This is a genomic window from Propionivibrio pelophilus DSM 12018, assembly GCF_059569095.1.
This window is the reverse complement of sequence record NZ_JCANUT010000042.1, coordinates 14,667-35,268: the sequence shown is the minus strand read 5'-3', so window position 1 is coordinate 35,268 and position 20,602 is coordinate 14,667. Positions and strand designations below refer to the sequence as shown.

The following is a 20,602-nucleotide window of genomic DNA, read 5'->3' as shown; positions in this document are numbered from 1 at the left end:
AAGATCTTCCTGATCGTCGATAACCTGCGTGTGCATCACGCCAAGCTCGTCCAGCAATGGATCGAGCCTCGCTTGGACAAGATCGAACTCTTCTACTTGCCGCCCTACGCCCCGGAATCCAATCCCGACGAATATCTGAATCACGACTTCAAAACGTCCCTGCGTCTCGAACCGGCCACCCGCTCGGAAAAGGATCTTCTGCAAAAAGCCATGCGCATCATGAATCGCATCGCACAATGGCCCGAACGTATCCGTTCCTATTTCCAGCACCCTCATGCCGCATACGCGGCTTAGCGAAGCTATTTAAGGGCCGGGTTAATAATGGAAAGATCAGGTAGAACTGCTCTTCAACCGCAAGTGACCAGGTATGCAGCAGGTAAACACCATCCGCATGCAGACCAAAATAATTAATGGAGCGCCAGTAGTAGATGTTTGCCACATAAAGCTGCGATGCCAAGACCTGCTTGGCAAGCTCCACCAGCGCTTCCGGGAACAACAGCAGAGAGCCAGCCAACATTACCAGTGCGAGAACGGCAAACAGTGCCGGCGCCAGCCGGCGAATGCGCTGCAGATAGAAAGTCGAGAAGCTGAAAGTACCTGCATCGAGTTGCCTGGCAATAATTCCCGTGATCAGGTAACCCGATATCACATAGAACACGTCTACACCGATGAAGCCCGATTTTCCGCCCGGGATCAGATCAAAATGGAAAATGACCACGAGTAATACGGCGACAGCCCGCAAGCCGTCGATATCCGGTCGATAAGCCAATGATTTATCGGTTTTCTGCATGAGTATTCTGGCGGAACAGACTAGAGATGCGGGATGAACGGAATGCCGGCTATCGCCCCAGCCCCAGCCAGCCCCTGAGGCCCAGCCGCTCGATCAATCCGAGAGCGAGCAGCGGCAGGACGATGCCCGCCACGGTGCCCACCACCAGATGAACGGCAACCGCGTCGATGCCCAGCATCTTCTGCATCACAATGCGCGCGCCGCTGCCGGCGAGGATGTGCATGACATAGATGGCCAGGGACGCACGGCCAAGCGCGGCCAGCCAATGCAAGCGCCAGCGCGCCAGCCACAGGCAGGAGGCGACGACCGCCACGATGGTCGCCATGGCCAGCGCAAGATGCGGCCAGCGCGCTTCCGGCACAAAGCCGAAGGATCCATGGCAGATCGATTGCGCCATGATGGCAAATATGACCGTCGCGGCAGCCACCCAGCCAGGACGCAACGACACTGCCCCATTCGCCATGCGGCCGAATACCACTCCACAGGCAAAGTACGGTGCGAATTGAATGACGAAGACGAGGGGAATTCCGCCGGGCAAGGAATCGGCGTACAGATAGGCCAGGCAAGCCAGCACGGGCACCGCGGGTTGCCAGCGTACCGGCAGCCAGCGGTAAACAAGCAGCGCGATGACCGATATGAAGAACAGCGCATAGAGGAACCAGAACTGGGCGCGCGGCTGCCAAAGCAAGGCGGCAACGTCAGCCGGCACGACCGAACCGTTGGTAAGGCGGGAGAGCTGAATCTCGACCAGGCCCTGCACTACCGACCAGACCAGATAGGGCCAGGCCACTGTCCGCAGCTTCGCGGCCAGCGTGCCTGGCACGCCGTGCTTTTGCAGGGATGACAGGAAAAACACGCCCGACAAGAAAAAGAACAAGGGCATGTGGAAGGAATAGATTACCGCGTCGACCATACGGTAGATGCCTTCGTCGATCGACAGGCCAGCGGAATGCACACCGCGCGCCACATGGCCATAGACCACGAGGATGATGCCGATTGCCTTGGCGTAATCGACCCACAGACTGCGCGACGGCATGGAACGATATCCTACTAGTGCCGTCCCGCCAGCGCCGACTTTTCCGCCGCGGCACCCTGCAGGATGAAATCTGCCCCGCACCAGCGAAGCACCCGATAGACATCGCCCTGCGCGCCGCTCACGGCCAGCGGCAAGCCCCTGCTGGTGCGAAAGCCGTGCAAGAGCAGGAGCGAGCCGACAAAGGCGCTATCGACATCGAACACGCCGGACAAATCGACCCGCAGGGGAGCGGGCTGTCCGGCAAGCGTCGAGAGCGCGAGGCGCAGCGGTTCCAGATTCTCGTCCAGCCAGGTCCCCTGCAGGCGCAGCACAATGGTGCCATGCTCGACGGCACGATCCCAGCGGCCATACCGAAGCTTGAACGGCGACCGGCGCCACCGCTGCCAGGCCAGGGGCAGCACGCCGGTGAGCAGCAGCTTGAACAACGCGCCACCGTCGGCCCGATAGCGCTTCCAGAGTCCCGGCTCTTCCTTGATGCGCCACAGCCATTCCAGCCCTGCCCGCTGCATCCAGCGCGGGGCGCGGCTGACGGTGCCGGCGACGAAATTGACCACCGCGCCAAGATGGCTGATGACTGGCACGGCCAGCCTGGCCCGGTTGTGCTGTATCCACGCCTGCCCCTTGGCGGCCCCCAGCGCGACGACCAGGAAATCGGCACGGCTGGCGTTGATGCCGTCGATCACTTCTGGCGCGCTCATGTCTTGAATCGAACCATAGCCCGGCGAATGCCAGCCAACACCGATCATGCCGCGCGCTGCGGCATTGAGCACCCGGCATGCGGTTTCGGCGGCCCCCGGCGGCCCCCCGAAGAAAAATACCCTGACCGGCCCCGCCGCGCCCGGCGCTGATTCACGCAGGCGCTGGAACAACTCGGAACCCGCCACCCGCTCATGAATGGGCACCCCGAGCAGACGGGCAATCCAGACCAGCGGCATGCCGTCGGCCACCAGCAGATGGCTATCGAGCACCGCATCGCGAAAACGCGCATCGCGCGCACAGGCAACGGCAAAATTGACGTTGGGCGTCGTGAGGATCAGCGTCTGGCGCGTGGCGATGGCCTGCCGGATTCGCGCCATGGCCGCATCAAGGTCAACCCCGTGGAACGGCAGGCCGAGCAGGCAGTAAGCCGCACGAGCAAGATCAACCGGCAATACTTCGCTCCCGGTGAATAGCTTCTATCGCGCGCTTTTTGCCTAGCAGCAGCGCGCGCCATTGGTAGCGCCGAAGAAATGATCGAAACGCCGGGTCGGCATAGCGCGGTTTGCGCTGCAGCGCGCTTTTTATCCAGCCCCAGAGTATATAAAGGCCACCAAGGACATAAGGCTTTTCCGGAATTCTGTAGATCGCCGTGGCGATCATCCACAACAACCCGGTGCCCATGAAATACTGCCCGTAGCCATGGCGCATCCGGCCAGTGTAGATGCCCACCTGGCTTGACCCCATCGGCCGGAGATGAACGAAACGCAATTCGGGATCATCCCAACTCAAGGCCTTCCAGCCCATCATGCGACACCGGTGGCAATCGATGCCATCCCACATCACCTCACGAACGAAACCGCCGAGTGCTCGAAAACAGCTCGTTCGATAAAATTTGGAAGCGCCTATCGAAGTTTCGTCCCCATGCCGCTCCGATACCAGCTGACTGCCTGCTTCGATATAGGCTTTGCCGCTACAGGTGGCGATCATGGGATCGGCTTCCATGCGCTGAATCAAGGCTTCGAAATAGCGCGGCGGCAAACGCAGATCCAAGTCGAGCTTGCACAGATAATCGAAGTCCGCTGGTTCGATCGTCGCATAGCCGGCATAGAAGGCATCGATCACGCCCGGCCCGACAGCACGGTGCCCCCGGTCGGAGCGCGTCACTACGCGGATCCAGTCATGGCGCTGGCAGTATTCCTGAAGAATAACCGGGGTATCGTCCGTCGAACCATCGTCCACGATGACCCACAGCGACGGGCGAATCGACTGTGCGACCACGCTGTCCAAGGTCTGCCGCATGTAGTCGGCCTCGTTGCGGCAAGGCGATATCAACACATAACGGCGGGGCGCGGCAAGCACACCCGCTCGCTTGTTTTTATTTTTCATGAAGCAAGTCCCATATGCCCGAGCAGCCGATCCAAATTGACATCCTGCCCAAATTCACTGCGAACGTGCGCGCTTCCCGCCGACGCCAAGGACTGGGCGAGACCAGGCGTTGCAAACAAATGGGCGATTCGGCTGGCAAGGTCGATCTCATCGCCCGGCAATGCCAGCAGACCGGTTTTGTTATCGATAACCAGTTCGGGGATTCCCGACAGGCGCGTCGATATCACCGGCACCTGCTGTGACATCGCCTCCATCAACACGACCGGGATGCCATCCATATCGCCATTGGCATCTGTCTTGCAGGCCAGTACGAACAGATCAAGGCCATGCATCCAGCCGCGTACTTCAGAATGGGGCAGATTACCTGCGAAGCCCACAGAATCGCCCAGGCCCAGCGACAGGGCTAGCGCCTCAAGTTTCTCCCGCAAGGGGCCATCGCCCGCGACCGTCAGTTCGATGTCATGGCCCTTCAAGCGCAGCAAATGAATTGCGCGGATCACGACATCGATGCCTTTTTTCTCGACCAGGCGGCCGAGTGTGCCGATGCGCCACGAAAGTCGGCTCTCGCGAGACGGCACTGCTTTTCGAACCGGAAAACTGACACCGCAGCGCACGACCGCCAAGTGCTCCGGCTTGACCCCGCTACGCTCCAGGTAAGCACGGTTGTATTCCGAAATCGTCAGGAATTTCCGGGCCCGATCGGCCTTGCGCGCCAATAGCAGGCCGCGCTCGAAAATATCATTGGCGTGCGCCATCACGGTAAAGGGGATGCCGGCCATCGCCGCGGCATACATGCCGATCTGCGTCGGCACATGGGCGAAGTGGATGTGCAGGTGGACGCAGCCCTGCCCGACCAGATGATTGGCCAGCCGCGCACCCGACAGAAACTGGAAAACCAGCTTCCAGGCACCCGCGCGGACCAGACCGCATTCGCGCATGTCCTGCAGCAGCCAGCCAAGCCCCCTGCGCCACCCCGGCAGGCGGAACAACCGACGCAAGCCGGCCAGTGCCAGCAGAAGTTTCGGACCATCGTAAAGATAGACAGTACGATCGGCCAGCGCCTGATGTCCAGCTGCAGCCTGCAAGGGACGATGGACCGAAAATGGAACCACCGCCAGCCCGCGCCTCTCCAACCCGAGCATCTCTTCGTAAACGAAAGTGGCCGAAAGCGCCGGTAGCTCTGGAGCCAGATAAGCTACCTTGGATGAATTTACAGCCATAATCAACCAGTGGCTTTGGCTTGAAGTCGTAGCGATAGTCGCTTACCCAAAGATATCCACTTATGCTCGTAATAGAACGTGGAGACATGTGCCGACGCGAACAAGATCAGAAACAACAGTGGGCGCTTGGCATATTTCTCCACCACCCCTCCCGATCCCAGCCAACTGTGAGCGAGCAATGGATGTATTATGTATAAGGCATACGACGTTGCCGCAATGTAGACGAAGACTTTGGCGTGAAGAAATCTTGTCAGCGGGTTGCTCCTGTACAAGGTCGTGCCGACCAACAGTGCAGCCAGATACGGCCTCAGATAATTCATGAAGCCACTATCAGGGTGACATGAAATGACCAGCAGTACCATTACGAACATCTGATTGATGTTTTTGAGGACATGGCTTGGTAGGTTGCCGTATTTGCCTGAATAGATCAGCGCAAGAATGCTGCCTGCAAGAATCTCATCCACCCTGAAGTAGGTGTTGATGGCGATATAGACTTCATTTGAAACACGATACATTGTGAATGCGATACAAATGAACGGAATGAGCAATAGCCCTCTGCGCCCCAACAGCGCGACCAAAAGCGCTATCGCGATGTAGAACTGGACCTCGACGCAGAGGCTCCAGAAATGACTGGTTGTAATGCCCAAAGCCATCGGCGGCCAGTTTGCATAAAAGAACAGGTGCGCCAACCACGACGCCGAACCTGATTCCGATATAACAAGTGAAATACCGATGTATAACCACGCGAGGGGAATAATCCGGAAGAATCTTCTAATCAGAAAATCTGACACGCTTTGATGTTTCAGCAGAAACTGCGTGATCAAAAAACCGGACAATGTAAAAAACAATGACATGCCCAGTGGGCCGGCAGTCGAATTAAGTTGCCATGCCTTGGGGCCTAAAGGGAGCAGATGTGTAGCCAGTACGAACAGGATGCTCAAGGCACGCCAGCCATCCAGCACCGCTAAACGGTGCTCTTGTTGTGGCATTGAACTCATACCCGCCAGAGCTTGAAACCAGCCTTGGTGACGGCTTTCGGATCATAGGCCGACTTCACGTCGACGAAGACGCCGCCGGGCTTGAGCTTGCCGGCCAACTTCTTCAGCGACATGGCGAGGTACTCCTTGTGAGACACCGCGGCGACGATGGCATCGACATCGCCCGGCAAGGCATTCCACTTCACCAGCTGGATGCCGTATTCGTGCATCGCCTCGGCCGGTTCGCCCAGCGGATCATGCACCGCGACTTCGCAGCCGAAGGATTGCAGTTCCTTGACCAGGTCGGCGACCTTCGAATTGCGCAGGTCGGGACTGTTTTCCTTGAAGGTGAGGCCCAGCACGATCACCTTGGAGCCCTTCACCGGGCAGCCGTTATTGATCATGTTCTTGACGGTCTGCTGCGCGACCCAGGCGGCCATGCCATCGTTGATGCGACGGCCGGCGAGGATCACCTGCGGGTGGTAGCCGAGCATCTCGGCCTTGTGCGTCAGGTAGTAGGGATCGACGCCGATGCAGTGGCCGCCAACCAGGCCAGGCCGGAAGGGCAGGAAGTTCCATTTGGTGCCAGCGGCCTGCAGCACTTCGAGCGTATCGATGCCCATGCGGTCGAAGATGATCGCGAGCTCGTTCATCAAGGCGATGTTCAGGTCGCGCTGGGTGTTCTCGATGACTTTGGCGGCCTCGGCGACCTTGATGCTGCTGGCGCTATGCACGCCGGCGGTGATCACCGAGGCATACATGTCGTGCACGAACTTCGCGGTCTTGTCATCGTCGCCGGAAACGACCTTGACGATCTTGGTGATGGTACGTTCCTTGTCGCCGGGATTGACACGCTCGGGCGAGTAGCCGACGTGGAAATCCTTCTTCCATTTCATCCCGGAATGCTGCTCCAGCAGCGGGATGCAGACATCTTCCGTGGCGCCGGGATAAACCGTCGACTCATAGACGACGACCGCGCCCTTCTTCATGTACTTGCCGACGGTGGTCGAGGAACCGACCAGCGGCGAGAAGTCGGGAATATGTCCTTCATCGACCGGCGTCGGCACGGCGATGATGATCAGGTCGGCGACGGCAATGGTGGAGGGATCGGTGCTCATCGAGAGCTTGGTCGCGGCTTTAAGGGCCTCGGTGCTGACCTCGCCGGTGGGATCGAAGCACTTCTTGTAGCTTTCGACCTTGGCTGAGGACAGGTCGAAGCCGATGGTCTTGAATTTTTTGCCGAACTCGACCGCCAGCGGCAGTCCGACATAGCCGAGACCCACGACGGCGACGATGGTTTTGTTCAACGTGGATTTGGTTGCCATGATGCTCTCGTCAATCTGATTAATATTTGCTAAAGACGACGAACGATTTGCTATTTGTATTCAATTAGTTCCATCTTTCGAAAACCATATTTACGCCACCAGAATGTGAATTGGCCCTGCAACTCAGGAAACTTACCGAGGACAATAAATAGCGCGTAAATCCAGTTTTGCTTTACCGTGCGTTTGCCTTTCAAAGCCAATCGCATTATCTGAAGTGGGTAAGCAATTAGCAGGCATAGACCACCCCACCCCAATACCGCAGTCCCGGCCATACTCGCCAGCGGAACACCCAAGGCCCAAGCCCAGATACGCCGAGACTCGCGTACGCCATGCCGTTCCGGTGCGCTTCCATGCAGATAGGCACCTTCAGCGTAGGCATGGCCGCTGCGTACCGATCGCCTCCACCACTGACCGAATCGCAACATCGCGGCATCGTGCAATGCCATCTCAGCATCGAGTCGCCAGACCAGCCAAGCTTTAGCGCGTAGCCGCACACAAAGTTCCGGCTCCTCTCCGGCAATCATGCTTTCTCGATAGCCCTCTACCGACTTGAAGGCGTCAACACGCATCATGGCGATACCACCGCATGATTTCGCTGAACCAGCCGGTACATCCCATTCCATGCTGCATAGCAGGTTATACCAACTGCGATCCGGATGGCGTTCCCGCAAGTGCCCGCAAACCATGGCAATGCCTGAGTGTGCACCGAGAAACTCTTTTCCTGTTTGCAACCAGTCAGGCACTAACTCACAATCACCATCTACGAACTGGATAAAGTCGATATCTTCACAGAGGGAAAGCAACCGATTGGCACCTTTGTTTCGAGCACGTGCCGCCGTGAATGGAATGGACATGTCAAGATTGACGATCTCGACCCCCATAGCCAGCGCTATCGAAATCGAATTGTCCGTTGAACCGGAATCCACATACACCACCGCCTCGGCCTGCCCGACGATCGATGCGAGGCAGCGGCCCAGGCGCTCGCCTTCGTTGCGGCCGATGACGACGACGCCGACTCTCATTGCCCGGCCGCCTGCCGGATCGAACTGACCTGCCCTCCCAACAAGGCTCGCAAGTCACCCCAGAGCAGGTCGAACATGAAATACTTGGGATCGTTCCCCCGCTTCGCCAGCCCGAGCGCGAGCCGCGCGAGGTACGCCATCCGGCCCGCCGCCCAGAGCAGGTCGGCTGCCAGCAAGCCGAGAACCCCGTGGTGCTTGATGAAAAAACGGCGGCGCGAGTCGTACCAGTAGGCTGGACGGCGCTTCGCTGCGGCACGAATGCCGGTGGCGGCCCCTTCCAGATGCAGCACCCGCGATTCCGGCGCATACCAGACTTGCCAACCAGCATTGCGGACGCGACAACAGAAATCGACCTCCTCGAAATAGAGGAAATAGCCCTCATCCAGCAGGCCGACTTGTTCCAGTACCGGGCGGCGGATCAACAAGCTGGCGCCCGAGACCCAGTCGCAGGCGTGCGCCTCGTTGCACAGCAGCGGCGAAACGCTGTAACGCTGCAGCAAACGGCTGAGCACGCGCAAACGGGCCGTGCTTTCCAACTCGCCCAAGGGCGAGGGAATGCGATGCGCGCTGCGGTCAACGCTGCCAGAGGGATTCTCGATCAGGCTACCGACGATGCCCGCCTCGGGATGCGCCGCCATAAACCCAACCAAGGCTCGGATCGCGCCGGGACGCACGACGGTATCCGGATTGAGAAGCATCACGTAGTCGGCAGGCTGGCCTGCCCCTAGCGCGGCATGGATGCCGGCATTGTTGCCATAGGCGAAGCCGCCGTTGCGTGGCAGCGGCAGCACCGAAGCCCATACTGTCCAGCCCTCGACGGCAATAACTGCTTCGAGCTTCTGGACAGAACCGTCGCCGGAAGCGTTATCGGCGATCACTACATGACCGTCGCCCAGATCGCCCCGCTGCGGCGCGAGCGAGCGCAGGCAATCGACGACAAGATCGGCGGTGCGGTAGTTGACGATGACGATCCAGAGCCGTTCTATCACGCTGCGTCTCCAAGGATTGCCATCAGCCCAGTGCGTCCGCATACATCTGACCAAGCCGACTGCGGGCGGTATCGAACGCGTACAGGTTCTCCATATGCCGCCTTGCAGCGGACCCCATAGTGAAAACCAGGGACGGATTCTCGACAAAACGCAGGATGTGCCTCGTCAGGCCCTCTCGAATCGCGGCGAAAGTACTTTCGGTTTCCCGGTCGAACTCCGCGCCATCCATCCACAATCCCGCCCATCTGGAGGTTTCGTTCTTGTGCAAGGAAACAAGAAAACCGGTTACGCCGTCCACCACCAACTCGGGGATGGCATAAATATCAGTGGCGATGACTGGCATCCCGGCTATCGCCGCTTCGACGGCTACCCAGCCCAGGCTTTCGTCAAGCGTGGGGAATAGAAATATGTCGTGCGAGTGCATTAGCCGATGGATTTCCCGATTCGGCAAGAGATGGTGATGGGTGATGCCGGGATTCTGCTGCATACGAGCCTGCAAGGCTGCCATGTCCGGATTGCGGCCCTTACTGATGTAGTCTCGCGTCTCGAAATTGCAGACGATGGATGCCTGAACAGCGGCACCCTGCGTGCGACAGTCATCCAACGCGTCAAGTAGTGGCAGCAAGCCTTTCCCGAACGGATCGCGCCCGACGAACAACAACCTCAATGGGGAGACAGCCTTTGCAACTGCGGCGGCATCTTCTCCAAAAGTCGGCGCTGACAGGACGGCGCCACGAAAAACGGAAACCTTTCCTGCCGCCTCACGTAAGCCAGCTGCCGTCAGATCATGTCTCACTCTTCGTGCCGCAATTTCGCTCAGGGCCAGAATATTCCGACAGCGGTACGATTCCAGCAGCCCATGACCGACATTGGCCTGCCAAGGCTGCACTTTTCCGAGGTAACGGGGCAACTCGTTCTCGAACGAAACAATGAAAGGGCGAACTCCCATTGGCAGTTCGTTGAAGGTATGAACCAGTTCGACGGGATGATCGAGCAGCACTGGGGTGCATTTCCAGAAGGTGCCGGATTTTTCCAGCCTTTGGATCGGCACTCGGTAGAGCTTGTGAAAGGAGTAGCCATGGGGACGCAATCCGTAACTCACCTTCTCGCTGCCATAAGCGGGAGACACGATGCCGATGGCGTGTTTACGCCGCCACGCAGCGAGCAACCTTGAGGGCTTCGTGGAAAATGAGATCGCCTGACTGGGCGGGATGCTTTGATTGTGCAAGACCGGATTGTTCATGATCTTCTGCCTGTTCTCTTTAACAGTCTTTATTCGAAAGCCGATTCTGGATCGACCATTTTTCTGCAGCGATAATCGAATCGGCAGCCGAAACTCTTTTGGCAACTGCTACCCAGTTGCAACCGAAATCGCAGACCTGAGATATGAGTGAGTTCAAACAATCGGCTGCAAGGTCGGCGGTTCGATAGCTGACGATGACGATCCAGATGGATGTACTCATGCGATCTTGGAGGCAATGCAGGAAAAATACGGGCGCAGGTCAGGCAGCACTGACGACAGGGCGTTCGCTGCCGGATTGGACCAGCCGCCACGATAGACGACGCGATCGACCGAGAACCCGGTGGCCAACAGAAAATCGGCGACCTCCTTGCTGGTGTATTCGCGCAGATGGCCCATCCACCCTTGGGTACGCAGGTGATTCCACTGGGCGAAGACGCCGCCGCCCATGCGCGACCAGACCTCTTTCTTGAATAGGAAGTTGACTATCCCTCGCGCTGACCGGACATTGGGTGTCGATAACCACAAGCGTCCGCCGGGTTTCAGCACCCGGCGCAGTTCGCCCATAGTGAATAGCAAGTCGATGCGCAGATGTTCGAACACCTCGTTGAACAGCACCTCGTCGAAGCTGTTGTCCGGAAACGGCAGGCGCTCGCGCTCGATATCGCAACCAGCAGATACGACCGAGAGTCTCCGAGCCAGATCAGTTACCTGTGGAGCAGGATGATCGACTGTCTGGACGGCATATCCCTCAGACACCAATGCCCGCGTAACAAAAAATGGGTAGGCGCCGATTTCAAGGATGCGGGCCTGATCAGGAATGTTCCGCCGACACCACTCGAAGTCCAGTGCGAGTCTGTCCTTATGGCTGGCGAAATAGTGCTGCACCCATTCGGGTTCATCCATGGCGGCAGCGATCCGCCGCGCCTCTTCTTCCATCGTCGCCATGGACTCGCGGGAAAGCGTTAGGCCATATTTCGGTTCATCCTTCTTCATGATCATTTCTCCTTGCCGGGAATCTGGCGATATCCCTTGGCTTTGGCGTTCATGTCTTCTCGCACGTGCGCCGCAGATGCAGATAGCCAGCCATGGCGACCAGCAGTGCCGACGCACCCACCACTAACGCGACGACAACTTGATACCAGCGGCTGTCATAGGCCCCGATGGCAGCATGCAGCGAATATGCAACCAGGTAGAACATACCGACGCATACCATGTCAAAAGCAAGATCAACCGCTCGGAACCCCGTCAACTGATATGCCATCCATACGATGCGTACGACTGCCGTTGCCGCCAAGAGACCAATGACGCCTTCGAGACCCATCGTCTCTAACACAGGCAGCAAGCCGATGGCAAAGATCGCTATGCTCACCGCCTGACCAATAACCTTGTCGCGTGGTCTGCCCTTGGCAATGAGCAAGTGCGAGTACGACTGTTCGATTGTGTAAAGCAGGAGGACCACGGCAAGTTGGCGCATCAGCGAGGCGACGCCCCAATACGCTTCTGTATAAAGCACGGTAACGAGGATGTCCGATACGGCGTAGATCACGGCAGTAAAGACGCTGGCGACTACAGCATAGGTACGTCGTGCGGCGGTAATCGTGCTGCCGTCCGCATTAGCACGATCATGCTGCGAAGCCAATGGAAAGAACACCCTGCCCGCCCATTGCTCGAGCATTTGGTTAGGCAGCGATGCCCAGATCCAGGCGATGGAGTAGAGGCCCAGCAGCTGTAACGGTATCAGCTTGCCGAGTGCAAGACGATCCATCTGGCTAGTGGCAAAGGCCAGAACCGTGCTGACCAGCACCCACTTACCGAAGCCCACCAGTTCCACGACGGTGTTCCGCTCCAACCGGAAGCGACAGTCGTTCCTTGGATAGGCGAGCATCGACCCAAGCGCGAAGGTGGCCGTCGAAACCAGTGCGCCGACTGCAAGGGCCACATAGGATGGGCTGAACCAGGCCCAAATAGACATGACGACAAGTCCGACCAGTGCAGCAACGTTGTCGATGATCGCGATTCTTTGCAGCCTTGCGTGGCGGAAATCGCGTAGAACCTCGACGTTGTTGAATCCCATCGCCAAATTCGAAACAGCCACGATAAATAGAAAGATGGCGAGGCTGTCGATGCCATAGAGTATCGCGAAAGGCTGTGCCAAGAGCATAAGAACCAGCATCAGTACAAAGCCACGGAGTACCTGCACCGTCCATGCCGTCTGATAGAACGCGGCATCACTACGCATCGACCGTACGACGGTCTGCTGAATACCAAAGTCAGAGAGCATCGTCATGCCTGACATAAGCGAATTGGCGATGGCGGCAATACCGAATACCTCTGGCGGAAGAAGCCGGGTCAAAATAAGATTGGAAATGAATTTCTGGGAGCTCTTCAAGCCCCACCAGACCATCGTCCAGATAGTGCCACCGCGAACGTCGACGGCTTCAGACACGAGAGGTCGCCCCGATAAGCCGCTCAATCGAACTACGCACGGCCTCCCTTACAGCTGCTGGGGTAAAGCGACTCTCGACGACTGATCGACCACGGGATTCCAGCGCATGCCGCAGTCTTGGATCACCGAGAAGCTGCACGACGGGTTCCGCCAACCCTTCGAGCGTATCGGTAAGGCGAAGCGACTCGCCGTCTCGCAACAGCGACTCGAAGCCGGCCACCGAGTGTCGGGTAACGACGCTGGTGCGCAGGTAACCCAGTGATTCGAGTACCTTGATCTTGGTGCCGGCACCATCCAGCAGGGGAACAATGGTGATCGCCGCCTCGGCATAGTGCTGCGCCAGCGACGGTGCGAAACCCACAACCTCAACCCCGGGAATGCTTTCCCATCTATTGCGCTTTGTCGCCGGCAATTCGCTGCCGACGATACGGAAACGCGCGGCTGGGCAGGCCCGGTGAATAGCCCCCCAAGCCCGCCGCAAAAACAAGTCAACTCCTTCAAGATTGACACGATGCCCGAATGATCCTACCCAGAGTACCGTCTTGCTGTCGGCAGACGAGTGTGATAACTCGCCTCGCTGCGGCAAGGCAAAGGGAATATTCGGCACAAGATCTCCATTACCAGGCGAGAAGGAAAGATCGTCGGGATTGCTGAACCACAGTCGCGCGGCGCGTGCGTACAGCGCTTTCTCGTGACGCACGACCTTGCCGTGGCGCGTGCGCAGGACGGTACGCAACAGGGCACTGCTCGCCGGCGAAACGATCTTGGCCGCGACTGCTTTCGAGTCGACATCGTCGATGTCGACGATGGCCGGCGGTAGGCCCGGTTCGAAGACACCGGCCTGGGCGCTGGGGATCAGGTAACGGCCGACGATCAGATCGAAATTCTCAGTTGACAGGAGGCGACGCAGTGATTCGTGCAAACCGGGATCCGGTGTGAAGTCCACCCCGACGCCGGCAACTGCACGCCAGAGCGGCTCCGCCTTGCCCGGGGCCAGCCGTTCAATGAGGCGGCCGACCGGGTTGCGCCGCCGGCTGGTCGGCTCGGCAGTGGCGGCGACACGATAGCCAGCCTTTTCCAGCATGTCGCGGCGATGCGGCGGCCCGATGACGAACAGGCTCACATCACCTGTCGCGCGCAAGGCATCGATCAGGTTTGCCGTCCGCTGACAACTGCCCGCTACCGGTGGATAAGGCATATTGCGGGTCACGAACAGAATTCTGGGACGGGTCATGCGACGAACCTTCGGAAAGACCTGCGGATCAGGGGAGTTTAGGAAAGCAATCCTTGCGCAGGAAGATGGCATCCATCTCTAGCAGATGCGAGAAATGACCATGATTGTTCAGGAAGAGCACGCTGAGACGATAGCCCCATTCCTCAAGCTGGCGCACCACTCTGACAAAGCGATGCTTGCCAAGGCGGGCGATTCGATCGAGTGAACGCGAGGCTTGGCGGAGCAGAGCTATCAAAGGTTTCTTCATAAAGTGCACTCTTAGTAATTGCGGTCGAATTTTTAGCACGCACAGGTGACGCCTCTATGTCACGTTCACCAATAGCCCACCACATTCCCGCGCTTCAGCTTGCTGTTCGCGGCAAGAAAAACCGGCAAATCGAAAAGAAAACCCGCAACCGCGATCGCCAGCCACTTGAGCCGGCCCACGCCGCGGTTGCGCCGGGCTCCCGAAAACCGCCGGAACAGCATGCCGCGCGGCAGCACCCACCAGCCGTGGTTGCGGATTGCGTTGTCGATCAGCGCCGGGTACCAAACCGGGTCCCGGGCCATCCGGTTGCGGATCAACACGCCCGCCCCTGGCCCTTCGGGGTCGGTGGCGAAATACAGCATGTCCCAAGTCAGATAGCAATTGAGCGTAGTGCCGATCACCAAGCGGACCTCGTGGCGGAAGATCGCGCGCGGCGACGTCAGCGTCTCGAAATAATGGCTGGCGTGCGGTGCCCGGATGATCCTGCGGTCATCGGCAGGTTTCCGGAAACAGTCGGTAGAGATCATTGCACGTAAAAAACCATCCTCTCCCGCAAGCCCTACAGGCATCCAGATCTGCCTTAGCGAACTTGCCCGAGCACAGTAAAAGCTTCCTGCAATGGCCGGGGCACCCCCACCAGTAGCATGCGAAGCAGCAACAGTGAATCGCTCCAGCAGGGTCTTGCGAGACTTGCGTGCCGCATCCTTCAAGGGCTGGTCAACGGCAACGACCGCATGCGGATTGCCCAGCAATGTAGTCACGCTGTTTGCAATCGTTTCGAATTCGCCGAACTCAATGTCGGCATCGATCATCACTATTAATTCCGCTTCCGGGGACGAAAAGTCATGCACGAACCGATTCCATGCGTTACTTTTCCCCGCCTCAGCGATATCTCTCACTGACCATGTGACATTGCCTAACGCTTTAGAGGCAGTTAAATGCTCTAGAGCCTGTGAAGCTTTGTTAGATGTATCGTCCGAGCAGCCATTCGGTACAACAATTACTTCCCAAGAAACATCATCGTCATCATTCAATGGATTAAAAAATACCGTTTGTTCAAACAAGGAGGACAGCGTTCGTTCGATTACATTTTCTTCGTTGTACGCCAGAATACCTATTGATATCAGCATCTTAATCTCCTAAGATAGGCTGCTGACACACCTGCGCCGATCAAAAAAATCACCATCGGCGCTATCTGACTGATACTACTGACAGTCCAAATCGTTACAACCGTTGCGGCGATGCATCCAAGCAACGCTACACCGTAAATACTTGACTCTGAGAATGCCGGCTTGTTGCGGAATACAAGCATGAAAGTCGACAGCATCGCCGTAAGGATCAGCAGTACGTAAAAACCAAGCCCAATCAATCCATTTGCCAAGGCTTGACCCAGATAACTATTGACGATGTCGATAAAACCTGAACCTGTCCGCAAGTGATCAAACTCCGATGCCGTTTCAAAGGTTATCGATCCAATCCATGGGTTCTTCATGATCACCAGCCAACTTTGCGTCCATAGCATCTCTCTAAATGTGATATTGCCTTCATCCACACTACCCACCCAAGGCAGGTAATTGAGTATTTTTTCGCCCCCGGGCAGCATCACCAGCATGACAGCGGCGCCAAACGAAGCTATCAGCAGCTTGAGGACATTGCCCAGCGGGTTGGTACTGGCCAGCGCTATCACGAAAAGCCCGATGGCGGCCCCCACCCAAGGCCCGCGCGACATGCCCGCCACCAGCCCCATGCCCATGAGCAGCCACAGCAGGGTGCGCATGACACCCCGTGGCACCAAGCGCTGCACATAAAACGTGATCAACAGGGCCACCATCATGACGAAGCCCAGCACAATGGGCTGACCCGTGGTGGCCAGGGCCCTGAGTGTTTCACCTCGGCCAAGGTAGCCAAACAGACCCGAACCCCCACCGAGGGCTTGCCGGACGCCTGAGTAAAGAATCCAGTGCTTGGCAAATTCAAACGCACCTACCAGGGCCAAAAACACGGCTGCCGCCACCAAGGCCACCATCACATGGCGCACCGCGTCCTTGAACATGAGGCTGCGGCTGGCCACGAAGTAAACCAGCACCATGTCGAGCGTAATGGTTGCCAACTGGCGCATGCCGCCGGTGAGGGTGTCGTAATGCAGATAGCTCAAGGCGGCGCTGTAGAGCGCGTAAGTAATGACCAACTTGTCGGCCCACAGCCTGCCGGGGCGGGGCAAGGCACGGTTAGCCGCCAGGCGCACCGCTGCCGGCAGCAGCACGGTGAGCGCCAACACCCGCCACGGGTTAAGTTCGATCAGGTAGGTGATGAGTCCGAAGCCGGGTACAAGTACCGAATAGCCTGGCATCAGCAGCAGCAGGAAGACGAACAAGGCCAGCGGGTGGGTGAAACGGCGCGCCGCCAGAAATGACAGCAGCGCCAGCCCGCCGAGAAACAGCCACATGTCGTGCGCCAGGAACATGATGGCGGTGGCGCCAAAGCCCGCCCCATAGAGGCGGTCGACGAATTTCGGTTCGAGCGCGTGGGCGAACAGGCGCCGTGAAATAGCGTAGGCAAGCAGCATGACCCCGCAGATGACGACGAAGGCCCTGAGATGCTCGGGCATCAGTGCACCTGCCTTGAGTGAACGCGGCTGCGGGGCGGACGTGCCGTGTCTGAGTCGACACCCTCGAAGACGTATAGAAACACGGAGGATGGCGGCAAGCCTTGGGCGGCACCGCCGGTGGATGCATCGACATGCAGTTGCTGCCCCCGCCAATGCTTGCCGAGAGAAAGGGGCTCGACTATTACGTTGTCGGCATGCAGGTTGTGGGCGGTGGCTTCGCCGCTCATGCGGTGGAGCGTGAGCGTCTGCGCCGAACGGAAGGGCAGATCGACTGTCACGGGGGTAAAGCCGGTATCGTCGGGATCGGGGTAGCCTGCCTGCTTGCGTGAGACGAGGATCACGGCGACCCGGTTCTTGTTGCGGGTGGCATAAGCGGCCACGGCGGGCGACCGGGTGATCTTGCCGGACTTTGTCGATTGCAGTTCGAGTTGCGGCACTTCTACTGTTTGCGTGGCGAGCATGGCGCCGGTGGCGTGGTGATTGAAGAGTGCCAGCGCTTTCCAGGCCGGGTAGGCTTGGCCGCCGTCATACCAGCGTGCGTGGGACTTCCAGTAGTCTCCGGCTGCAAACGCGAAGAAATTTTGCAGGTGGTAGCCTTGGGCGGCTTGGCTAAGGAAGACATCGAGGGTGGCGACGCCGGAGGCGAGGCTTTTCTGGACCTGTTCCTGCTCCGCGGCTTGGCGGGGGGTGACGCGCTCGTTGTTGAGGCCGTTGAGTGCATAGCCGGGGCCGGCTTCGTAGGTGCCGATCTTGCGTGCCTTGCCGGTGCGGCTGTTCAGCGCCCGCACTTCGAGGGCATGCTTTTCGATGCGAGGAGCGATTCGACCTGCAACATTCAGCAGCTTGTGGAAGCTGGCGGGCACATTCGGCTGTGCCTGCTCGCCGATATCCCAGCCGCCGAGGTAAGCGGCTACCGTCAGATGCCCCGATGAGGGCGATGTGGACGCGGCGTCGCTGCCATACTGAAAGCCTGACCAGCCGCCAAGCACGAACTCGACTTTGTCGTCGAGCCGCGCGGCCTGCCACCAGGGACTTGCGCGCAGGCAGGCGATGACGTATTCCTGATAGAGTCCATAGACTTGCCCGGCGGTGTAGCGCTTGCCGGTGGCGGCATCGACCATGTCGGTGAACACCCAGGGGCGGAACAGACCGTTCCAGGTCTCGTTGCCGAGTTCGAGGTAGATGCGGTCGAATTCGTCTGCCCAGGGCTTGACCTGCCCTTGCAGGAAGCGCTTCCAGGCCCAGGGCTTTGCCGCGGGGGTATCGTGCCCCGGCCGGTATGGGGCGGCAATGTATTCGACCAGACCGCCCCACTCTTCCGGACTCAAATGCGGTTCGATCTGCAACCAGGGGCGCATGGCGGTTTTGCGCATCATGGCCAGCGATTGAGGCAGGGTGTTGCCCTTGGCGCCGTAGCCCAGGCTGTTGACGCCTGCCGTGTTGGTGAGTTGCTCAAGATCGTAGGTACGCCGCTGTGTCTTGATCAAACCATGCGTGCGCAGGGCCTGCATGCCGGACTGGCGCAAGTCGGCGTATTCCTTTTCGGTGTAGTCGAGAAAGGCGGTATCGGCGCGGTAGACGCGCAGGTTGTCAATATCGAAGTTGCCGGGGCCGGAGATTTCGAGGGCGATGCGACCGGGCTGGCTGCCTGGCTGGATCTGCGGCGGGGTGAAGGTGGCGGTGAAGCGCTGCCAGTTTTCGGTGGGAATAAACTCGATGGGTTCGATCTTGTGGTCGGCCCGGCTGTAATAGTCGAGCACTTTGAAAGTGACCTTGCCCCCACCCTGCCGGCGCAGCCAGACGTCAACGCGATAGGCCTTGGTATCGAGGACTTCGTACCAGTGCTGACCGGTGCCGGCGTAGCTGTACCCACCCAGCGCTACCGTTTTCCCCTCGGCAAGCTGCAGGCGCAGGAAGGTTTCGCCGGCTTCGGCGACCGGCGTGTCATCTTCATGCCGGATGAGTTGCCAGGTCTTGCCGGGGTCTTCGTCGGAGAATATCGGCACCAGGCCCGGCTTGAACAGCTGGTTTTCGTTGTAGGCGCCCCAGACCCGGTGGCTGTGGTAGCGGTTGCGCGAGGCGTCGTAGAACTTTTTTTCGATGATGGCGAGGTCGCCCTTTTTGATGTGCTGGCCGGGTTCGGCCGGCGACCCGGCGAGTTGCAGGCTGTATCCGCGGTGAGCTTCGGGTGGCGCATCGGCACGGTAGACGAGGTAGCCGGCCACGCGCTCGTCTGCCAATGACTGCCATTCAAGCCGCAGGGTGTGGTCGGCTTCGATGCTGGCTTTCAGGCCGGGGGGCGCCGGCAGGCTGCTTTCAGCCCCGTTAAGGTTCTTGAGGGGCCGCAGGGTGTTGATCGGTTCGCCCTTGCCTGCTTGCACTGGGCGCTGGACGGACACGACGTTGGAAAGCGGCGATAGCTTGCCGGTTGCATCGACGGCACGCACGGCGAAGTAGTAGGGTACTTCCGGCCGGTTCCATTCGGCCCAGCGGAAACGGAAGACCGCCTGATCGGGAGCGACCACCGTGTCTTTGGGCAATAGCGCCAGCCAGCTGCTGGCATGGAATCCACCAGATGGAACCTGGTCTTGCCTGACCAAGCGGAACTTGCCGTTTTCGATGCGGTAGATGCGCACCGTGGCGCCATCAAGCGCGCCTTCGCGCAGGGTATCCCAGTGTCCGATGTCTTCGGGCCGGGCGACGATGCGGTCGGGCGCGTCTTGCGTGGCGATGTAGCTGTTGCGGTGGATGACCGGTTCGAACCCCGTCCCGCTCGTGAAAACGCTATTGCCGAAACCGCCGATGGTGGCGGTGAAAGGCTGGACATCCGGATTGACGACGGTGTCGGTAACCCGGAAATGGGCCGCGCTGACCGGCAGCGCGGCGACCGCCAGGCAGCAGGCGAGCGCCTTGGCGATCTCACTGCCGGGTATCAGGGTGGACCTTTCGGGAATGAACGGCGCCCAGCCTGCGCGCGGCTTCACGCGCGTAAAAGCCGAGGACGCCGAGGGCCAGCGCATACAGGAGGAGCGACCCGATGGTGTTGAACAGCCAGTCGAGCAGCGGATCGAGGTCTTCGCTGCGTTCGAACCAGGCGTAGCCGTAGAAGAGGTTGAATGCCGCGGAGCGGATCACCGGCTTGGGGAGGATTCCCAGGCCGTACAGGATGTCCGGCACCAGCGCGAGGAGGCCGAATGCGACCATGACGAAGGGGAGATACAGGGTCCAGTCACGATCGCGCCGGTAGAGGCCGCGCACCCATGCATATCGCGGGTACCAGGCATGCCGTCGCCGGTAGATCCAGGCGGCGACCAAGGCGCCATGCGTGGCTCCCAGCGCGAAATAGAAATGCTTGTTGGGCATTGTGATATCGAACTTAA

General features: G+C 59.0%; 19 protein-coding genes. 1 reads left to right on the top strand and 18 read right to left on the bottom strand.

From position 1 onward, the window contains the following. On the top strand, positions 1-294 hold a 294-nt coding region (locus BO74_RS15355; protein ID WP_496443283.1), incomplete at its 5' end, for a transposase. On the opposite strand, the gene BO74_RS15350 is transcribed toward BO74_RS15355, so the two are convergent. The 18 genes from BO74_RS15350 to BO74_RS15265 all read right to left on the bottom strand — a co-directional run bounded on the left by BO74_RS15350 (position 218) and on the right by BO74_RS15265 (position 20,585). Then, positions 218-790 carry an acyltransferase family protein gene (locus BO74_RS15350; RefSeq protein WP_496443281.1) on the bottom strand — a complete coding sequence of 191 codons (573 nt, stop codon included), beginning with the start codon at positions 788-790 and terminating at the stop codon, positions 218-220. The genes BO74_RS15355 and BO74_RS15350 overlap by 77 nt on opposite strands. Before the next feature lie 49 nt (positions 791-839). Next, positions 840-1,826, bottom strand: a complete 987-nt coding sequence (locus BO74_RS15345; protein WP_496443279.1) for an acyltransferase family protein — start codon at positions 1,824-1,826, stop codon at positions 840-842. A 14-nt stretch (positions 1,827-1,840) separates the two neighbouring features. Continuing rightward, positions 1,841-2,977 (bottom strand): WecB/TagA/CpsF family glycosyltransferase, encoded by a 1,137-nt coding sequence (locus BO74_RS15340; RefSeq protein WP_496443277.1) that lies wholly within the window; start codon positions 2,975-2,977, stop codon positions 1,841-1,843. Further along, a complete protein-coding gene (locus BO74_RS15335; RefSeq protein ID WP_496443275.1) occupies positions 2,967-3,911 on the bottom strand; it encodes a glycosyltransferase family 2 protein in 945 nt (314 codons plus the stop codon). The genes BO74_RS15340 and BO74_RS15335 overlap by 11 nt, the downstream gene beginning before the upstream one ends. Further along, on the bottom strand, positions 3,908-5,131 hold the full coding sequence (locus BO74_RS15330; protein WP_496443287.1) for a glycosyltransferase: 1,224 nt from the start codon (positions 5,129-5,131) through the stop codon (positions 3,908-3,910). Before BO74_RS15330 ends, BO74_RS15335 begins: the two co-directional genes overlap by 4 nt. Before the next feature lie 2 nt (positions 5,132-5,133). After that, positions 5,134-6,120: an acyltransferase family protein gene (locus BO74_RS15325; protein ID WP_496443273.1), complete on the bottom strand. Its 987-nt coding sequence runs from the start codon at positions 6,118-6,120 to the stop codon at positions 5,134-5,136. A 5-nt stretch (positions 6,121-6,125) separates the two neighbouring features. Then, positions 6,126-7,433, bottom strand: coding sequence for a nucleotide sugar dehydrogenase (locus BO74_RS15320; protein WP_496443271.1), 1,308 nt, complete (start codon positions 7,431-7,433; stop codon positions 6,126-6,128). Between the two features lie 50 nt (positions 7,434-7,483). After that, positions 7,484-8,455 (bottom strand): glycosyltransferase family 2 protein, encoded by a 972-nt coding sequence (locus BO74_RS15315; RefSeq protein WP_496443269.1) that lies wholly within the window; start codon positions 8,453-8,455, stop codon positions 7,484-7,486. After that, on the bottom strand, positions 8,452-9,444 hold the full coding sequence (locus tag BO74_RS15310; protein ID WP_496443267.1) for a glycosyltransferase family 2 protein: 993 nt from the start codon (positions 9,442-9,444) through the stop codon (positions 8,452-8,454). Before BO74_RS15310 ends, BO74_RS15315 begins: the two co-directional genes overlap by 4 nt. 22 nt (positions 9,445-9,466) lie before the next feature. Further along, positions 9,467-10,792: a glycosyltransferase family 4 protein gene (locus BO74_RS15305; RefSeq protein ID WP_496443265.1), complete on the bottom strand. Its 1,326-nt coding sequence runs from the start codon at positions 10,790-10,792 to the stop codon at positions 9,467-9,469. Positions 10,793-10,903: 111 nt separating this feature from the next. After that, positions 10,904-11,686 carry a class I SAM-dependent methyltransferase gene (locus tag BO74_RS15300; RefSeq protein WP_496443263.1) on the bottom strand — a complete coding sequence of 261 codons (783 nt, stop codon included), beginning with the start codon at positions 11,684-11,686 and terminating at the stop codon, positions 10,904-10,906. Between the two features lie 43 nt (positions 11,687-11,729). Further along, a complete protein-coding gene (locus BO74_RS15295; protein ID WP_496443261.1) occupies positions 11,730-13,133 on the bottom strand; it encodes an oligosaccharide flippase family protein in 1,404 nt (467 codons plus the stop codon). Further along, on the bottom strand, positions 13,126-14,367 hold the full coding sequence (locus tag BO74_RS15290; protein WP_496443259.1) for a glycosyltransferase family 4 protein: 1,242 nt from the start codon (positions 14,365-14,367) through the stop codon (positions 13,126-13,128). Before BO74_RS15290 ends, BO74_RS15295 begins: the two co-directional genes overlap by 8 nt. A 28-nt stretch (positions 14,368-14,395) precedes the next feature. Further along, the gene (locus BO74_RS15285; RefSeq protein ID WP_496443257.1) at positions 14,396-14,614 is read right to left on the bottom strand and encodes a hypothetical protein; all 219 of its coding nucleotides are present in this window, start codon (positions 14,612-14,614) and stop codon (positions 14,396-14,398) included. A 65-nt stretch (positions 14,615-14,679) separates the two neighbouring features. Then, positions 14,680-15,744, bottom strand: coding sequence for a glycosyltransferase family 2 protein (locus BO74_RS15280; RefSeq protein WP_496443255.1), 1,065 nt, complete (start codon positions 15,742-15,744; stop codon positions 14,680-14,682). Further along, positions 15,738-17,222 (bottom strand): O-antigen ligase family protein, encoded by a 1,485-nt coding sequence (locus BO74_RS15275; RefSeq protein ID WP_496443253.1) that lies wholly within the window; start codon positions 17,220-17,222, stop codon positions 15,738-15,740. Before BO74_RS15275 ends, BO74_RS15280 begins: the two co-directional genes overlap by 7 nt. Then, positions 17,222-20,206 (bottom strand): hypothetical protein, encoded by a 2,985-nt coding sequence (locus tag BO74_RS15270; RefSeq protein WP_496443251.1) that lies wholly within the window; start codon positions 20,204-20,206, stop codon positions 17,222-17,224. The genes BO74_RS15275 and BO74_RS15270 overlap by 1 nt, the downstream gene beginning before the upstream one ends. After that, positions 20,142-20,585 (bottom strand): hypothetical protein, encoded by a 444-nt coding sequence (locus tag BO74_RS15265; RefSeq protein ID WP_496443249.1) that lies wholly within the window; start codon positions 20,583-20,585, stop codon positions 20,142-20,144. The genes BO74_RS15270 and BO74_RS15265 overlap by 65 nt, the downstream gene beginning before the upstream one ends. Between the last annotated feature and the right edge of the window lie 17 nt (positions 20,586-20,602).

Excerpts from the sequence above, each read along its gene's own strand:
- BO74_RS15315 (WP_496443269.1), bottom strand. The coding sequence starts at position 8,455 with ATGAGAGTCGGCGTCGTCGTCATCGGCCGCAACGAAGGCGAGCGCCTG.
- BO74_RS15325 (WP_496443273.1), bottom strand. The coding sequence starts at position 6,120 with ATGCCACAACAAGAGCACCGTTTAGCGGTGCTGGATGGCTGGCGTGCC.
- BO74_RS15265 (WP_496443249.1), bottom strand. The coding sequence starts at position 20,585 with ATGCCCAACAAGCATTTCTATTTCGCGCTGGGAGCCACGCATGGCGCC.
- BO74_RS15345 (WP_496443279.1), bottom strand. The coding sequence starts at position 1,826 with ATGCCGTCGCGCAGTCTGTGGGTCGATTACGCCAAGGCAATCGGCATC.
- BO74_RS15350 (WP_496443281.1), bottom strand. The coding sequence starts at position 790 with ATGCAGAAAACCGATAAATCATTGGCTTATCGACCGGATATCGACGGC.
- BO74_RS15285 (WP_496443257.1), bottom strand. The coding sequence starts at position 14,614 with ATGAAGAAACCTTTGATAGCTCTGCTCCGCCAAGCCTCGCGTTCACTC.
- BO74_RS15280 (WP_496443255.1), bottom strand. The coding sequence starts at position 15,744 with ATGCTGATATCAATAGGTATTCTGGCGTACAACGAAGAAAATGTAATC.
- BO74_RS15330 (WP_496443287.1), bottom strand. The coding sequence starts at position 5,131 with ATGGCTGTAAATTCATCCAAGGTAGCTTATCTGGCTCCAGAGCTACCG.
- BO74_RS15275 (WP_496443253.1), bottom strand. The coding sequence starts at position 17,222 with ATGCCCGAGCATCTCAGGGCCTTCGTCGTCATCTGCGGGGTCATGCTG.
- BO74_RS15300 (WP_496443263.1), bottom strand. The coding sequence starts at position 11,686 with ATGATCATGAAGAAGGATGAACCGAAATATGGCCTAACGCTTTCCCGC.
- BO74_RS15320 (WP_496443271.1), bottom strand. The coding sequence starts at position 7,433 with ATGGCAACCAAATCCACGTTGAACAAAACCATCGTCGCCGTCGTGGGT.
- BO74_RS15290 (WP_496443259.1), bottom strand. The coding sequence starts at position 14,367 with ATGACCCGTCCCAGAATTCTGTTCGTGACCCGCAATATGCCTTATCCA.
- BO74_RS15335 (WP_496443275.1), bottom strand. The coding sequence starts at position 3,911 with ATGAAAAATAAAAACAAGCGAGCGGGTGTGCTTGCCGCGCCCCGCCGT.